Annotated in this window: 14 protein-coding genes; 8 read left to right on the top strand and 6 right to left on the bottom strand. The window is 69.3% G+C overall.

Annotated features, from left to right (window positions below):
* Positions 1–118: 118 nt before the first annotated feature.
* Positions 119–1,093 carry a prolyl aminopeptidase gene (gene pip, locus EV659_RS06165; protein WP_200287879.1) on the bottom strand — a complete coding sequence of 325 codons (975 nt, stop codon included), beginning with the start codon at positions 1,091–1,093 and terminating at the stop codon, positions 119–121.
* A 178-nt stretch (positions 1,094–1,271) separates the two neighbouring features.
* On the opposite strand from pip, the gene EV659_RS06160 reads away from it, so the two are divergent.
* The 6 genes from EV659_RS06160 to EV659_RS06135 all read left to right on the top strand — a co-directional run bounded on the left by EV659_RS06160 (position 1,272) and on the right by EV659_RS06135 (position 7,082).
* On the top strand, positions 1,272–2,489 hold the full coding sequence (locus EV659_RS06160) for an acyl-CoA dehydrogenase family protein (protein ID WP_132707966.1): 1,218 nt from the start codon (positions 1,272–1,274) through the stop codon (positions 2,487–2,489).
* A gap of 126 nt (positions 2,490–2,615) precedes the next feature.
* Entirely contained in the window at positions 2,616–3,770 is a 1,155-nt protein-coding gene (locus EV659_RS06155; protein WP_200287877.1) for an ABC transporter permease, read from the top strand.
* Positions 3,770–4,594, top strand: a complete 825-nt coding sequence (locus tag EV659_RS06150) for an ABC transporter ATP-binding protein (RefSeq protein ID WP_132707965.1) — start codon at positions 3,770–3,772, stop codon at positions 4,592–4,594. The genes EV659_RS06155 and EV659_RS06150 overlap by 1 nt, the downstream gene beginning before the upstream one ends.
* A gap of 93 nt (positions 4,595–4,687) precedes the next feature.
* Positions 4,688–5,665, top strand: a complete 978-nt coding sequence (locus tag EV659_RS06145; protein WP_132707964.1) for an MlaD family protein — start codon at positions 4,688–4,690, stop codon at positions 5,663–5,665.
* A complete protein-coding gene (locus tag EV659_RS06140) occupies positions 5,662–6,306 on the top strand; it encodes an ABC-type transport auxiliary lipoprotein family protein (RefSeq protein ID WP_132707963.1) in 645 nt (214 codons plus the stop codon). The genes EV659_RS06145 and EV659_RS06140 overlap by 4 nt, the downstream gene beginning before the upstream one ends.
* Complete coding sequence (locus EV659_RS06135) at positions 6,303–7,082, top strand: hypothetical protein (protein ID WP_132707962.1); 780 nt, start codon at positions 6,303–6,305, stop codon at positions 7,080–7,082. Before EV659_RS06140 ends, EV659_RS06135 begins: the two co-directional genes overlap by 4 nt.
* Before the next feature lie 49 nt (positions 7,083–7,131).
* On the opposite strand, the gene EV659_RS06130 is transcribed toward EV659_RS06135, so the two are convergent.
* Both EV659_RS06130 and EV659_RS06125 read right to left on the bottom strand, forming a co-directional pair.
* Complete coding sequence (locus EV659_RS06130; RefSeq protein ID WP_132707961.1) at positions 7,132–7,986, bottom strand: 3'(2'),5'-bisphosphate nucleotidase CysQ; 855 nt, start codon at positions 7,984–7,986, stop codon at positions 7,132–7,134.
* Positions 7,983–9,356, bottom strand: coding sequence for a TldD/PmbA family protein (locus EV659_RS06125; protein ID WP_132707960.1), 1,374 nt, complete (start codon positions 9,354–9,356; stop codon positions 7,983–7,985). Before EV659_RS06125 ends, EV659_RS06130 begins: the two co-directional genes overlap by 4 nt.
* A gap of 166 nt (positions 9,357–9,522) precedes the next feature.
* Between EV659_RS06125 and EV659_RS06120 the strand changes: the two genes are divergently transcribed.
* Entirely contained in the window at positions 9,523–9,972 is a 450-nt protein-coding gene (locus EV659_RS06120) for a MarR family winged helix-turn-helix transcriptional regulator (RefSeq protein WP_165878755.1), read from the top strand.
* A gap of 143 nt (positions 9,973–10,115) precedes the next feature.
* Here EV659_RS06120 and cysK read toward each other — a convergent pair whose 3' ends face one another.
* The 3 genes from cysK to EV659_RS06105 form a co-directional block, all read right to left on the bottom strand.
* Positions 10,116–11,036 carry a cysteine synthase A gene (cysK, locus tag EV659_RS06115; RefSeq protein WP_132707958.1) on the bottom strand — a complete coding sequence of 307 codons (921 nt, stop codon included), beginning with the start codon at positions 11,034–11,036 and terminating at the stop codon, positions 10,116–10,118.
* 71 nt (positions 11,037–11,107) lie between these two features.
* Entirely contained in the window at positions 11,108–11,974 is an 867-nt protein-coding gene (gene epsC / locus EV659_RS06110) for a serine O-acetyltransferase EpsC (RefSeq protein ID WP_132707957.1), read from the bottom strand.
* Between the two features lie 76 nt (positions 11,975–12,050).
* A complete protein-coding gene (locus EV659_RS06105) occupies positions 12,051–12,833 on the bottom strand; it encodes a lysophospholipid acyltransferase family protein (RefSeq protein ID WP_165878754.1) in 783 nt (260 codons plus the stop codon).
* A 222-nt stretch (positions 12,834–13,055) separates the two neighbouring features.
* Between EV659_RS06105 and EV659_RS06100 the strand changes: the two genes are divergently transcribed.
* Complete coding sequence (locus EV659_RS06100; RefSeq protein ID WP_132707955.1) at positions 13,056–14,291, top strand: D-alanine--D-alanine ligase; 1,236 nt, start codon at positions 13,056–13,058, stop codon at positions 14,289–14,291.
* Positions 14,292–14,295: the final 4 nt, after the last annotated feature.

Raw genomic sequence — 14,295 nt, 5'->3', positions numbered from 1 at the left:
GGCAGGATACGGGACGGGGCACGCAACAACGGGCAGGCGTGGGGGCTCGGCGATCATGGTCACCTCGGTTCTTCGCCGCCCGATGCGGACGGCGGAGAACCGAGGCCGGCGGGCGGGATCAGCGGGGCTCGCGGTACCGGTCGGTGGCGGTGACGAGCTCGTGGATTATGTCGCTCTCGAAGGCGGAATGGCCGGCGACCGGCACCATTTTCAACCGCGCTTCGGGAAACGCCACCGACAGATCGTGCGCCGACACCGGCGGGCAGATCACATCATAGCGGCCCTGGACGATGGTGCACGGCAAATGCCTGATCCGGCCCACCTGGTCCAGAATTTGATTGTCATATGACAAAAAACCATTGTTCGCAAAGTAATGGCATTCGAGCCGCGCGATCGCCAGAGCGAACCGGTCGGTGGTGAGGCTGGGCCGAGGTTGCGGTTCGGGCAGCAGGGTGACGGTGGAGCGCTCCCAGCGGCTCCACGCCGCCGCCGCCTCGCGCATGGTCTCAGGGTCGTCCGAGGTCAGCCGGCGATAGTACGCCTGAACCACGTCGTCGCGCTCGGCCTCGGGGATCAGGCGGATGAATTCGTCCCACGCCTCCGGGAACAGCCGGTTGGCGCCGTCCTGGTAGAACCAGCCGACCTCGGCGCGCCGGGCCAGAAACACGCCGCGCAGCACGATCTCGCTGACCCGGTCGGGGTGGGCCTGGGCATAGAGCAACGCCAGCGTCGACCCCCAGGAGCCGCCGAACACCTGCCAGCGCTCGACGCCGAGAAACCGGCGCAGGCTTTCCAAATCGGCGACCAGATCCCAGGTGGTGTTGTTCTCCAACGCCGCGTGCGGACGGCTTTTGCCGCACCCGCGCTGGTCGAGCAGAACGATTCGATAGGCCGCCGGATCGAAAAAGCGCCGCTGGATCGGCGCCGATCCGCCCCCCGGCCCGCCGTGCAGGAACACCACCGGCTTGCCCTTGGGGTTGCCCGACACCTCCCAATAGATCTCATGCCCGCCATTGACCGGCAGGAGACCGCTTTGCAGCGGTTCGATGGGCGGATAGAGCCGCCGACGGGGTGCCGGGCTGCTGCCTCTCAAGACCACCTCTTGCGAACTGTTGCGCATGCTTCGAATAGGCCCGTCATGGCTGACAAATGCAAGCATGAACGCCCGCCCCGGACGGGACCGCGCCGGCCGGCCGACCGGCGCCCAGTTCACGCTTGGAAACGCGCCTTGGAGCCGTGATACTGCGCCTCGTCAATTGGGGAGAAACGTCATGGATTTCAACTACTCCGACCGCGCGCACCGCTATCTGGACCGGCTGCGCGGCTTCATGGCCGAGCATGTCTACCCGCGCGAGGCCGACGTGGCGGCGGAGGTGGCGACCGGCGAGCGCTGGGCGCCGGTGTCGATCATCGAAGAGATCAAGGCACGGGCCAAGGCCGAGGGACTGTGGAACCTGTTCCTGCCCGACAGCGAGGACGGCGCCGGGCTGAGCAATCTGGACTATGCGCCCCTGGCCGAGGAGATGGGCCGGGTCTTGTGGGCCAGCGAATGCTTCAACTGCTCGGCGCCCGATACCGGCAACATGGAGGTTCTGGCGCGCTATGGCAGCGCCGGACAGAAACAGCGCTGGCTCAAGCCCCTGCTGGCCGGCGAAATCCGCTCGGCCTTCGCCATGACCGAGCCCGACGTGGCGTCGTCCGACGCGCGCAACATCGAATCGTCGATCCGCCGCGACGGCGACACCTATGTGATCAACGGCCGCAAATGGTGGACCTCGGGCGCCGGCGATCCGCGCTGCAAGGTGATGATCTTCATGGGCAAGTCGGACCCCGACAATGACGATGTCTATCGCCAGCAGTCGATGATCCTGGTGCCCACCGACGCGCCGGGGGTGACCATCGGGCGCATGCTGCCGGTGTTCGGCTATGACGACGCACCCCACGGCCATGGCGAGGTGATTTTCGACAATGTGCGGGTGCCGGCCGACCATATGATCCTGGGCGAAGGCCGCGGCTTCGAGATCGCCCAGGGGCGCCTGGGACCGGGCCGCATCCACCATTGCATGCGCCTGATCGGGCTGGCCGAACGCGGCCTGGAGCGCATGTGCCGGCGACTGTCGGAGCGGGTCGCCTTCGGCAAGCCGGTGGCCGCCCAAGGGGTGTGGCAGGAACGCATCGCCGAGGCGCGCATCCTGATCGACCAGGCGCGCTTCTTGACGCTCAACGCCGCTTATAAGATGGACACGGTCGGCAACAAGGCCGCGCGCAAGGAAATCGGCATGATCAAGGTGGCCGCGCCGACCATGGCGTGCAAGGTGCTCGACTGGGCGATCCAGGCCCATGGCGGCGGCGGCGTTTCGGACGATTTCGGCACCGCCTACGCCTATGCCCAGGCGCGCACCCTGCGCCTTGCCGACGGCCCCGACGAGGTGCACCGCTACCAGATCGCGCGCCTGGAACTGGCCGAACAGGTCGGACGCAACGGCTGAGCCGCGCCGTCAACGCCCGATCTTCCATGCCTGGGCCGTAACGCCTGGGCCTCAACGCCCGGGCCTCAACGCCTGAGCATCGCCGCCGACACCCGGCCCAAGACCGAAGAAGGAGCCCGCGAGCCGATGGATAGCCCCGCCCCAAACAGTCAGCAGACGCCCTGGGTGCGGGTGCACATGGGCGCCGCCGCGCTCGGCCTCGAAGTCGGCGGCGACTGGACGGTGGACACCGCGAACACGCTCGAACGGCTGCTCGCCGACGTGCGCCCCGGCACCCAGGATCGGGTCGAGGCCGACCTGTCGGCGGTCACCGCCATGGACACGGTGGGGGCCTGGCTGCTGCACCGCACAGGCCAGCGGCTGAGCGCCAGCGGCCTGAGCGTCGACGCCACCGGCTTGAGCCCGCGCTACCGGGCGCTGCTCGACCAGGTGCAGCGCAACGATCGCACCTGCGAAGTGGCGCCGCCCGAGGGCAACGCCTTTGTCCGCCTGTTGGAGGAGATCGGCGTCGGCACGGTCAACGCGCTGACCACCTTCGGGCAGTTTCTGAGTTTTCTGGGTCTGGTGATGGTCCGGTTCGCCAGCGTCCCGCTGCACCCGCGGCGGCTGCGGATCAATGCCCTGGTCCATCAGATGGAGATGGTCGGCCTGCGCGCCACGCCGATCGTGGCGCTGATCGTGTTCCTGATCGGCGCGGTGGTGGTCAACCAGGGCGCCATCCAGTTGCGCCAGTTCGGCGCCGAGGTGATGGTGGTCAACCTGCTGGCCATCTCGGTGCTGCGCGAACTGGGGCCGATGCTGGCGGCGATCATGGTGGCCGGCCGCTCGGGCAGCGCGTTCACCGCTCAGATCGGCTCCATGGTGCTGCGCGAGGAAGTGGACGCCATGCGCACCCTGGGTCTCAACCCCATCGACGTGCTGGTGCTGCCGCGCATGCTGGCATTGGGCATCATGCTGCCCTTGCTGACCTTCCTGGCCGATCTTTTGGGCCTGTTGGGCGGCATGATCCTCGGCTGGGCGACGCTCGGCATCACGCCGGCGATCTTCATGACCCAGTTGCTCGAAGCGGTCAGCCTGCGCACCCTGGCGGTGGGGCTGATCAAGGCGCCGTTCTTCGCCGTGATCATCGCCACCTCGGGCTGTTTCTACGGCATGACCGTGGGCGGCAGCGCCGACAGCGTCGGGCGCAACACCACCGCCGCCGTGGTCCAGTCGATCTTCATGGTGATCGTGCTCGACGCGCTGTTCGCCTTGTTCTTCTCAGCCATCGGGTGGAGTTGATGGACGACCAAACGCCTCCCAACCCGCCGTCGCCACCGGCGCCCGCCGGCGCCGAGGCCGCCGAGGTGGCGATCCGCCTGCGCGGTATCACCAATCGCTTCGGCCCCCAGGTGATCCACGAGGATCTGGACCTCGACGTCTATCGCGGCGAGATCCTTGGCGTGGTCGGCGCGTCGGGCAGCGGCAAGTCGGTGCTGCTGCGCACCATCATCGGCCTGCAACAGCCCGCCGCCGGGTCGGTGGAGATCTTCGGGCGCGACCGGCTGACGCTCAACGCCGATGAGGAACACACCGCGCGGCGCAACTGGGGCGTCTTGTTCCAGGACGGGGCGTTGTTCTCGTCGTTGACCGTGGCGCAGAACATCCAGGTGCCGTTGCGCGAATATTTCGACCTGTCGCAGGACCTGCTCGATCAGATCGCCAGCTACAAGCTCGCCATGGTCGGCCTGTCGCCCGAGGCCGGGCCGAAATATCCAAGCGAATTGTCGGGCGGCATGCGCAAGCGCGCCGGCTTGGCCCGCGCGCTGGCGCTCGACCCCGAGATCCTGCTGCTCGACGAGCCGACCGCCGGGCTCGACCCCATCGGCGCGGCCAATTTCGACCAATTGCTGGCCGACCTGTCGCGGGCGCTGGAGCTGACCGTGTTTCTGGTCACCCACGATCTGGACACCCTGCACACGGTCTGCGACCGGGTCGCGGTGTTGGCCGAACGTCGGGTATTGGCGGTTGGGACCCTGGCCGAGCTCTTGCAATTCGACCATCCCTGGGTCAGAGACTATTTCCGTGGGCCGCGTGCCCGGGCGGCTGGCATCACAATCCCTTAGTAGCCATCCGGGCGCGCTCTGCTGCGCCGCAAAAACACGTTCTGCTAGAGTAAGGCGGGCCGCATACACTGGCCCGAAAAGGGTCGACCCGGGATGGAAACACGCGCCCACCACCTGCTTATCGGCATCTTCATGCTGGTCGTGATCATCGGCCTGTTCGTGTTCATCATCTGGTTGTCGCGCGGCGATCTGAACGAAAAGCGCACGGCTTACGACATCTTCTTCGAAGGCTCGGTGGCCGGGCTATCGGTGGGCTCGACCGTGCAGTTCAACGGCATCCCCGTGGGCCAGGTGCGCGACATCTCGATCGCGCCCGACGACCCCTCGCGGGTGAGGGTGACGGTTTGGGTGGAGCAATCCGTGCCGGTCAATGTGGACACCCAGGCAAGCCTGGAGGCCCAGGGGCTGACGGGCGTGGCGATCATTCAGTTGCGCGGCGGCACGGCCGATTCGCCCGCACTCGAACGCGGCGACGGCCAGCCCCGCCCGGTGATTCCGTCACAGCGCTCGCCGTTGCAGGAATTGTTCGAGGACGCGCCGACGCTGCTCAATTCGGCGATCCAGACCTTGAGCAACATCCAGAAGATGACCGGACCGGAGAACCAGCGCCGGGTCGCCGACACCCTGGACGATATGGCCCGCCTGACCGCCGCCCTGAACGATACGCTGGCCGGCCGGCGCGAGGGCATCGACCAGTTGTTCGAGCGCACCGACCGGACGCTGGCCGCCTTCGAGGAGACCGCCCGGGCGATCACCGCCCTGTCCGACAGCGTACGCGCCGCCACCGATACCGAATTGGCCGCCGCTTTGACCGAGGCTCAAACGGCGCTGGCCGAGGCCGGCGCCCTGTTCGCCGACCTGGATCGGGCGGTCGCGGAGAATCGCGGCGCGGTTCGTAGTTTCACCAACAACACCCTGCCCGAGGCGTCGCGGCTGGTGGTCGATCTGCGCCGGCTGACCCAGTCGTTGCAACGGGTCGCCGACCAACTGGCCGACGAGCCGTCGCAACTGCTGTTCGGCCGGCCCAAGCCGGTGGTCAAAGGTACGGCCGGTAACGAGGATACCCGATGACCTGTCGCGTATGGCGTCTTTCCACTCTGGCCGGCGTGGCCGGGCTGGCGGGCCTGATGGTGCTGGCCGGCTGCAATCCGCTGGTTGAATTACCCGGCCAGGGCCAGCCGCCCGATTTCTATCGCCTGAGCCCACCGAGCCAGGACCGCGGCCCGAGCGCCATCGCGCCCGCCCGGGTGGTGCTGGTGGAAACGCCCAGCGTGCCCGGCGAATTGGCCGGCAGCGACATCGCCGTGCGCGCCGACGACAACCGGATCAACTTCATCGACGGCGCCCGCTGGACCGACCGCACCCCCGACCTGCTGCGCCGCTATCTGGTCAGCGCGCTGCGCCGGGCCGGCCCGATCAAGGGCATCGACGGGCGCGAGGACATCGACATCCAGGCCGACTATCGCCTGCGCATTGATGTGGAGCGCTTCTATGCCGAGGTGCATGACACCCCCCGGGTCGACATCCGCCTGACCGCCACCCTGTTGCGCAACGGCCCGGTGGTGTTGCTGGCCGACCGGGTGTTCAGCGCCGAGCGCAGCGCCGACAACAAACGCGCCGGCGCCATCGTCGACGCCTTCGACGGCGCCATGGACCGGATCACCGCCGACCTCGAAGCCTGGCTGACCGCCGAAATGGCACCGGCCCCATGACCGATCGGGCGACCGGGCCCCGGCGCGCGGCGTCGACCGGCGCCACCGTCATCGCGCGCGCCCTGAGCGTCAGCCTTTTCGCCACCCTGGTCGCGGCCGGCGCGCCGGCCGCAGCCCAGGACCGTTGGACCGTGCTCGGCGATCTGGCGGCGATGAGCGACCGCGACGAGCGCGGCCTGTCGCTGTCCGACCGGGGCGCCACCGGCGTTGCCGCCCTGGAAGCCGCGCGGACGCTTACCGGCCGGGCGGGCGAGTTGTTCATGGGCGTCCAGGGCGGCTATGTGCGCGACCTGGACGGCCGCAACGCGCAGGTGTCGGGCTATGCGGGCTGGGCGCGACGACTGGGCGGTGCCTATGACCTGAGCGTCACGGTCTATGCCGACAGCTTCCACGGCGAGGGGTCGAGCCGCGCCTATGTGGACACCCGGGTCAGCGTCGCCCGCGATATCGGGCTCGTTTATGTGCGCGGCGGGCTGTCGCTGGCGCCCGACGGGCGCTGGTCGGACCCCGATGGGCTGGTCGCCTACCCCTTCGCCGAGCTGCAGGTGCCGGTGCCAAGGCTGCCCTGGCTGACCGTGCTGGCCGGCGGCGGCTATAGCGCGGTCAAGGGCGACGACGGCGGCCGCACCGGGCGCGGCGACTGGTTCGCCGGGTTTGCCGCCAGCCGCGGCCCGGCCGAATTGAGCCTGCGCTATGTGGATACCAGCGGCGCCCAGGGCCCGCGCGGCCGGCTTGGGCGCGCACGCGCCGTCGCCGCGCTGCGGCTGTACTTCTAAGCGCCGCTCTGGCGGCCACGGTGAGTGGCCCAGCGACCGCCGTTGCGGATCAGTTGCGCCCCTTGGCCTTGCGCTCGGCGCGCCGTTCGAGCGCCGGCACCATCCGCGCCATGACCGCGTCGCTCACCCCCGGCGCGGCGGCGACCACGAACGGCGGTTTGGGCTTCGGGCCGTTATAGGCGTGGGGGTGCTTCATGCCGGTGATGCACACGCCGCCGGCTTCTTCGAGAATCAATTCCGCCGCCGCCACGTCCCAATCGTTGCTGGGCCGCAGCGACACGGTGGCGTCATAGTCGCCGGCGGCCACCAGGCAGATGCGCAGGGCGATGGCGTTGCAGTCGCCCCGGCAGCGCAGCCGCGGCCACGGCACCGGCCACAACCGCTTGGAGTGCATCCAGTCCTCGTCGCCGAGGATGCGCGCGTCGTCCAGCCGGTCGGTGTCCGACACGCGAATAGCGCGGTCGTTCAGCCACGCCCCGCCACCGCGCCAGGCGCTGTAGAGGTCGTCATGGGTGGGCCGGCAGATCGCTGCGGCCACCGGGCGCCCGTCTTCGACCAGCGCCGCCGAGACCACGAAACAGTCCCGGCCCTGAAGAAACGCGCGCGTACCGTCGATGGGGTCCACCACCCAGGTGCGCCGGGCGCCGAGCCGGGCGGTGTCGTCGGCGTCTTCCTCCGACAGCCAGCCATAATCGGGCCGCATCCGGCCGAGCGTCTCGCGCAGCGACTCGTTGACCGCCAGATCGGCCTCGCTGACCGGATCGTTCGGGCGCTTCTCCCACATCTTCGGGCGATGCCGGAAATAGCCGAGCGCCACCCGGCCGGCCTTGCGCACCGCCTCGGCCATCAGGCGGGTTTCGTCCGCGAGCGGCGGCAGATCGGTCGGCGCCGGCCGCGTGCTCATGTGCCCGCCACGGCCATGGCGTCGATGCGCACCGTCGGCGCGTCGGTACCCCACAGGAAGGTCAGGTCATTGGCCGGCGTCAGGCTGGCGAACATGTCCTTGAGATTGCCGGCGATGGTCACTTCATGGACCGGATAGGCGATCTGGCCGTTCTCGATCCAGAAGCCCGCCGCGCCGCGCGAATAATCGCCGGTGACCGGGTTCACCCCCATGCCCATCAACTCCGTCACATAGAGACCCGACGCGATGTCGGCGATCAACTCGGCCGGAGTGTGGTCGCCAGGGGTTAGGTAAAGGTTACTGGCCCCCGCCCCCGGCGGCCCGCCGATGCCGCGCGACGCGTTGCCGGTGGGCTCCAGCCCCAATTGCCGGGCGTGCGACAGGTTCAACAGCCAGCCGGTGAGCACGCCGTCGTCGATCAGCGCGCGCTGCCGGGTCGCCAGACCCTCGCCGTCGAACGGCCGCGACTTGAGCCCGCGCACCCGGTGCGGGTCGTCGACCACGCGCACGCCGGGGGCGAACACCCGCTCGCCCCTCTTGTCGGCCAGGAAGCTGGTGCCGCGCGCCACCGACGCGCCGTTGATCGCCTGCGCCAGATGGCCCAACAGCGAGTGGGCGACGCGGGCGTCGAACACCACCGGCACCTTCTGCGAGCCCACCTTGCGGGCGTTGCGCCGCGCCAGGGTGCGCTCGGCGGCGAGCCGGCCGACCGCCTCGGCGGCGTCCAGATCGTCCCAGTGGCGCGCGCGGGTGAACGCATAGTCGCGCACCATGGCGTCGTCCGCGCCCGCCAGCGTCGACACATAGAGCGAGAAACTGCTGCCCCAATAGCTGCCCGCGAAGCCGGCGCTGGTGGCCAGGGCGACCTGGCGATGGGTGGCCACGGTCTCGGCACCCTCGGCATTGGTGATGCCGTCGAAGCCGCGGGCGGTGTCTTCGGCCGCGCGCGAGCGGTCGGCCAGGGTGTCGGCGTCGGGGTCGGTGGCGTCGTAGAGGTCGAGGCCGCTGCTGTCGGTGTCGCGGGTCCAGCCGTCGGGCGACAGGCCGGCATAGGCGTCCTCGGGTGCCTGGCGCGCCATGGCCACCGCGCGCTCGGCCACCGTGGCCAGCGTCTCGGCGTCCACCTTGGCGGTCGCCACCGTCGCCTGGCGCTGGCCGACGAACGCCCGCACGCCCAATTCCCGCTGCTCGGCCCGCTCGACGCTCTCCAACGAGCCCAGACGCACATGGGCGCTCAACGCCCGGTCGGCGCTGGCGATCACATCGGCGCTGTCGGCGCCGGCGGCGAGAACCCGGTCGAGCGCCTCGGCCACCAGGTCGGTCAGATCGGCGCTGTCGCTGCGGCGGTCGGCCACGGGGGTATCGGTCATGCGGTCTTCCTTTCGTGCCTCAACCGGGCATAGACCAGGGCCGATGGCCTGTCCATCGACCTTGCCGGCCCGGGCGCTGCCCTGCTAGTCTTACGTAGTGTCAATGCATCTGCATCCCAAGTACACGCGATATCATATCACCTGCCACCAACCGCGAGGCCCGGTCATGTCCCAAGCCTTCTCTCCCGGCGAAAAGGAACGCATCCGTTTGGGGCGGGAGAATTGCGCGTGCATTGCGCTCCGCCGCGCCACCCGGTCGGTGACCCGCCGCTATGACGAGATATTGGACCCCTGCGGCCTGCGCGCCACCCAGTTGGTGATCCTGCTGGAACTGGCCTATCACGGCTCGGCGACCCTGTCGCGACTGGCCGACCTTCTGGTGATGGAGAAGTCGACCCTGTCGCGGAACCTCAAACCGCTTGAGGCGCGCGGGCTGCTGGCCTTCCAGATGGGCGAAGGCCGGCACAAGCTGGTGCACCTGACCGACGCCGGGGTCGACAAGCTGCGCCAGGCAATCCCGTTGTGGATCGAGGCGCAGAACGAGGCCCGCGCCCGCGCCGACGACGCCGACTGGGACACCGTGCTCGACACGCTCGACGCCCTGGCGCGCGGCTAGGCCGCGCCCGGCCCTGCGCCGCCGAGACAGCCGGGCGACGCCGGCCGACGCCGCCCCCAAGGTCGCCGCGACCTCGCCCCGAGGTCGCCCCGAGGTCGTTCTGAGCCCGCCCCGACATCGCTCGGGGGCCGGCGCGTGCCGGATCACTCGGCGGGCAGGAAACCGTCGATGGACAGATAGCGTTCGCCGGTGTCGTAGCAAAAGCCCAGGATGCGCCCGCCCTTGGGGATATCGGGCAGCTTGGCGGCGATGGCGGCGAGCGTGGCGCCCGACGACACGCCCATCAACATGCCTTCTTCGGCCGCCGCGCGGCGCGCCATCTCCATGGCGTCGGCGGGGTCCACGGCGATCGCGCCGTCGAGCAGGTCGACCTCCAGATTGCCGGGGATGAAGCCCGCGCCGATGCCCTGGATCGGGTGCGGGCCGGGGCTGCCGCCGCCGATCACCGCCGAACCCGAGGGCTCGACGCCAAACACCTTGAGCTCCGGCCAGACCGCGCGCAAGCCCTGGGCGCAGCCGGTGATATGGCCGCCGGTGCCGACCCCGGTGATCATGTAATCGAGGCCCTCGGGGAAGTCAGCCAGGATCTCGTTTGCGGTGCGGTCCCGGTGCGCGGCCACATTGGCCGGGTTCTCGAACTGCTGCGGCATCCAGGCGCCCGGCGTCTCTTCCTGCAACTCCTTGGCGCGGGCCACCGCCCCCGACATGCCCTTCTCGCGCGGCGTCAGGTCGAAGCTGGCGCCATAGGCGAGCATCAGCCGCCGGCGCTCCACCGACATGGATTCGGGCATCACCAGGATCAGCTTATAGCCCTTGACCGCCGACACCATGGCCAGGCCGATGCCGGTATTGCCGCTGGTCGGCTCGATGATCGTGCCGCCGGGCTTGAGCAGGCCGCGCGCCTCGGCGTCTTCGACCATGGCGAGCGCGATGCGGTCCTTGATCGAGCCGCCGGGATTGTCGCGCTCCATCTTCAACCAGACCTCATGGTCGTCACCGAACAGGCGGTTGACGCGGACATGCGGCGTGTTGCCGATGGCCTCAAGATAGGTATTGGCGCGCATCGTTGCTCTCCCCTTCAAGAATGGCTCGGGCGGGCGGGCGGCTCGTTTCACGGCCGGCCCCGGTCCGCGCCTTAGATCGAGTAATGGTCGGCGCTCTCGGCGTCGGGTTCGGCGAACCCTTGCAGGCCGGACTTGTACATCAACACCGAGTCGGCGGGCAGCGACTTGGTCAGCCACACATTGCCGCCGATGACGCTGTTGCGCCCGACCACCGTTTCGCCGCCCAGGATGGTGGCATTGGCATAGATGGTCACATTGTCCTCGATGGTCGGGTGGCGCTTCTTGGCGCATTCGCTGCGCCGGACCCGCAGGGCGCCGAGGGTGACGCCCTGATAGATCTTCACATTGTCGCCGATCACCGCGGTGCCGCCGATGACGATGCCGGTGCCGTGGTCAAGGAACAGCGAGCGGCCGATCTCGGCGGTCGGGTTGATATCGACGCCGGTCTCCTTGTGGGCGAATTCGGCCACCAGGCGCGGAAACTCACCGACGCCGTGACGCACCAGGCGATGCGCCACCCGATAGGCAGCGACCGCGCGCAGGCCCGGATAGGCCAAGATCACCTCGTTGATCGACGCCGCCGCCGGGTCATTGTCCAGGATCGCCTGGGCGTCGAGGCGGATTTCCTCGGCAATGTCGGGCAGCGCCTCGATGAAGTCCGAGACGATCTGGTCGGTCCGGGGGCAATTCTCCGGTCGCACCTCACACAAAATGAAGCGCAGCCGGCCGGCCAGGGTCATCAGCCGGGCTTCGAGTTCGGGGCCCGACTGGTGCTTGTGGTCGGCGAAATGGGGAAACATCAACGCCATGCAGTCGGTCAGAAACCGCCCGGCTTCGGCGAGGGTCAGATTGGGGATGTGTCCGAAGGCGCTGTAATGGTCCTGAAGCCGGCGGGCGATGGGGCTCAAATCCAGCCGGTTGGGCAGCGATACGGGCATGGGCGATGCTCCGTCATGGCGAATGGGGTGCACCTTGAGTTAAGCGCCGGCAGCGCCGCTGACAAGGGCGCAGCGCCTAGCGCCCGCCGCGACCGGGCCGGGCGAGCGAGCGTTCGCGCGGGTCGGCGCCCGGCAAGGCGGCCGGGTCGACGCCGTCGACCTCGCGCATCAGTTGGTCCGACGCCTCGATCACCCGCGCCTCCACCTCGGCCATGAAGGCGTCCTTGGGCAGACCGGGCGGGATCGGCTCGCCCACCGCGACGACCACGGTGCCGGGGCGCTTGCGCAGATCCTTCTTGGGCCAGTGCAGACCCGAATTGGTCGCCACCGGATAGACCGGCAGGCGCCCGCCCAGTTGCAGGTGATAGGCGCCCGAGCGCAGCGGCCGCCGCTCGCCCGGGCGGGCGCGGGTGCCTTCGGGATAGACCAGGAGCGGCCGGCGGGTCGCCACCACCCGGTCGATCACCCGGGGCATCTGCTCGTGCGCACGCCCCGAGCCCCGGTCGACGCGCACCACCTCCAGCTTTTTCAGGATCAGCCCGATCACCGGGATCGAGAACAGCTCCGTCTTGGCCAGCGCGGTCAGGGTTGGCAGGCGCCGGAACACCGCGATCACGTCCAGATAGCTCATATGCTTGGCCAGGAACACATAGGCCCGGTCGTCGGGCAGCCGCTCCCAGCCGCGATACTCGATACGAATGCCGACGATGGTGCGCGCCAGCCACAATACCGTATCCATCCACGCGATCACCCAGCGCACCAGGGGCTTGTCGCTCGGCAACAGCACCAGGGGAAACAGCGACAGGGTCCACAGGACCGTCAGCGGGAAATAGATCAGGGCGAACAGAAAGGAACGCATGGGCGATCTCGTCGAAAAGCGGCGGTGAAAAGCGGCGATGGCAGGCAGCCCCGAAGCGCGCCCCTCGGGCTCGCGGGTATAGACCATCGCCGGGGCCGGCGAAAGCGCGCCGCGGGCCCGCCCCGGCGCCGTCATGCGGGCGCCGCCATCGGGCCTTTGTTCCGCCGCGTCAATTCGCTATGACGAAGGCGCCTGTTTTCTCGAAACCAGTGAGTGAAGTCCATGGCGACAGCGCCCGCCCCCAAGACCACCGTCGCCGTCTTCTTCGGCGGCCGCAGCGTCGAACACGACGTGTCGATCCTGACCGGGTTGCAATTCCTCGACGCCCTCGACACCGAGTTGTTCGAGCCCCTGGCCGTCTATATCGACCCGCAGGGCCAATGGTGGTGCGGCGAGGCGCTGCGCCGCCGGTCGAGCTATCCCTTGAGCGGCGAGCCCGAGGCCCTGGGCATCGAACCGGTGACCCTGCCGGTGGGCACCGCGCTCGGGGACCGACCGGGGCTGATGGTGGCGCGCAAGGGGCTGATGGGCCGGTCGAAGGTGGAGACCATCGGCTTCGACGTGGCGGTGCCGGCGCTGCACGGCTCGAACGGCGAGGACGGCACCATCCAGGGCCTGTTCGAATTCCTGCGCGTGCCTTACGCCGGCTGCCGGCCGCTCGGCGCCGCCGCCACCATGGACAAGCACTTCACCAAGCGCGCGCTCGGCGCCACCGATATCGCCACCCTGCCCCACGCGCTGGTCGCCCGGCCGGGGCGCGGCACCTTCCTGAGCGAAGAGCCGGTCAAGGCGGCGCTCGACCAGCAGATGCCCGGCTGGGCGTTCCCGCTGCTGGTCAAGCCGCGCCGCCTGGGGTCGAGCGTCGGGGTCGCCCCGGCCGCCGACATGGACGCGCTGATGGCCGCGCTGTCCAAGGCGTTCCGGCTTGACGACGCCGCCCTGGTGGAGCCCCTGGTGGCCAATCTGGTGGAATACAATGTGGCGGTGCGGGCGACCGAAACCGGGCCCGTCACCTCGGCCATCGAACGGCCGCTGCACGACGGCCCGACGCTCGACTTCGCGGCCAAGTATCGCGCCGGCGGCGGCGGGCCGAAGCTCGACGACGGCCCGGGCGAGGGCATGGCGGCGGCCGGCCGGGCGCTCGACCCCGACGAGTTGACCGACGCCCAAGCCGCGCAGATCCGCCGCGACGCCGCCGCCGCGTTCGCGCTGTTCGACCTGGCCGGTTCGGTGCGCGTCGACTTTCTGTGCAATGGCGAGACCGGCGAGATCTGGCTCAACGAGCTCAACACCATCCCCGGCTCGTTCGCTTATTATCTGTGGCAGGCGGCTACGCCCGCGCTCGGCTTCACCGACCTGGCCGAGACCCTGGTACGCGAAGGCCAGGCGCTGTCCGCCGGGCGCGGCGGCAGCACCCAGGCCGACGCCGGCGGGGCCACGCTGTTCAACCGGGGCTGAGCCG

Origin of the sequence: Rhodothalassium salexigens DSM 2132 (genome assembly GCF_004341375.1) — a bacterium.
GTDB lineage: Bacteria > Pseudomonadota > Alphaproteobacteria > Sphingomonadales > Rhodothalassiaceae > Rhodothalassium > Rhodothalassium salexigens.
Note: the sequence above shows the minus strand (reverse complement) of the source record. Positions and strands in the feature narration are given on the sequence as shown.

Coding starts and splice junctions, on each gene's coding strand:
- EV659_RS06145 (WP_132707964.1), top strand. CDS start 4,688: ATGGAAACACGCGCCCACCACCTGCTTATCGGCATCTTCATGCTGGTC.
- epsC (WP_132707957.1), bottom strand. CDS start 11,974: ATGCCCGTATCGCTGCCCAACCGGCTGGATTTGAGCCCCATCGCCCGC.
- EV659_RS06130 (WP_132707961.1), bottom strand. CDS start 7,986: ATGAGCACGCGGCCGGCGCCGACCGATCTGCCGCCGCTCGCGGACGAA.
- EV659_RS06120 (WP_165878755.1), top strand. CDS start 9,523: ATGTCCCAAGCCTTCTCTCCCGGCGAAAAGGAACGCATCCGTTTGGGG.
- EV659_RS06140 (WP_132707963.1), top strand. CDS start 5,662: ATGACCTGTCGCGTATGGCGTCTTTCCACTCTGGCCGGCGTGGCCGGG.
- EV659_RS06155 (WP_200287877.1), top strand. CDS start 2,616: ATGGATAGCCCCGCCCCAAACAGTCAGCAGACGCCCTGGGTGCGGGTG.
- EV659_RS06100 (WP_132707955.1), top strand. CDS start 13,056: ATGGCGACAGCGCCCGCCCCCAAGACCACCGTCGCCGTCTTCTTCGGC.
- EV659_RS06160 (WP_132707966.1), top strand. CDS start 1,272: ATGGATTTCAACTACTCCGACCGCGCGCACCGCTATCTGGACCGGCTG.
- EV659_RS06125 (WP_132707960.1), bottom strand. CDS start 9,356: ATGACCGATACCCCCGTGGCCGACCGCCGCAGCGACAGCGCCGATCTG.
- cysK (WP_132707958.1), bottom strand. CDS start 11,036: ATGCGCGCCAATACCTATCTTGAGGCCATCGGCAACACGCCGCATGTC.
- EV659_RS06105 (WP_165878754.1), bottom strand. CDS start 12,833: ATGCGTTCCTTTCTGTTCGCCCTGATCTATTTCCCGCTGACGGTCCTG.
- EV659_RS06150 (WP_132707965.1), top strand. CDS start 3,770: ATGGACGACCAAACGCCTCCCAACCCGCCGTCGCCACCGGCGCCCGCC.
- EV659_RS06135 (WP_132707962.1), top strand. CDS start 6,303: ATGACCGATCGGGCGACCGGGCCCCGGCGCGCGGCGTCGACCGGCGCC.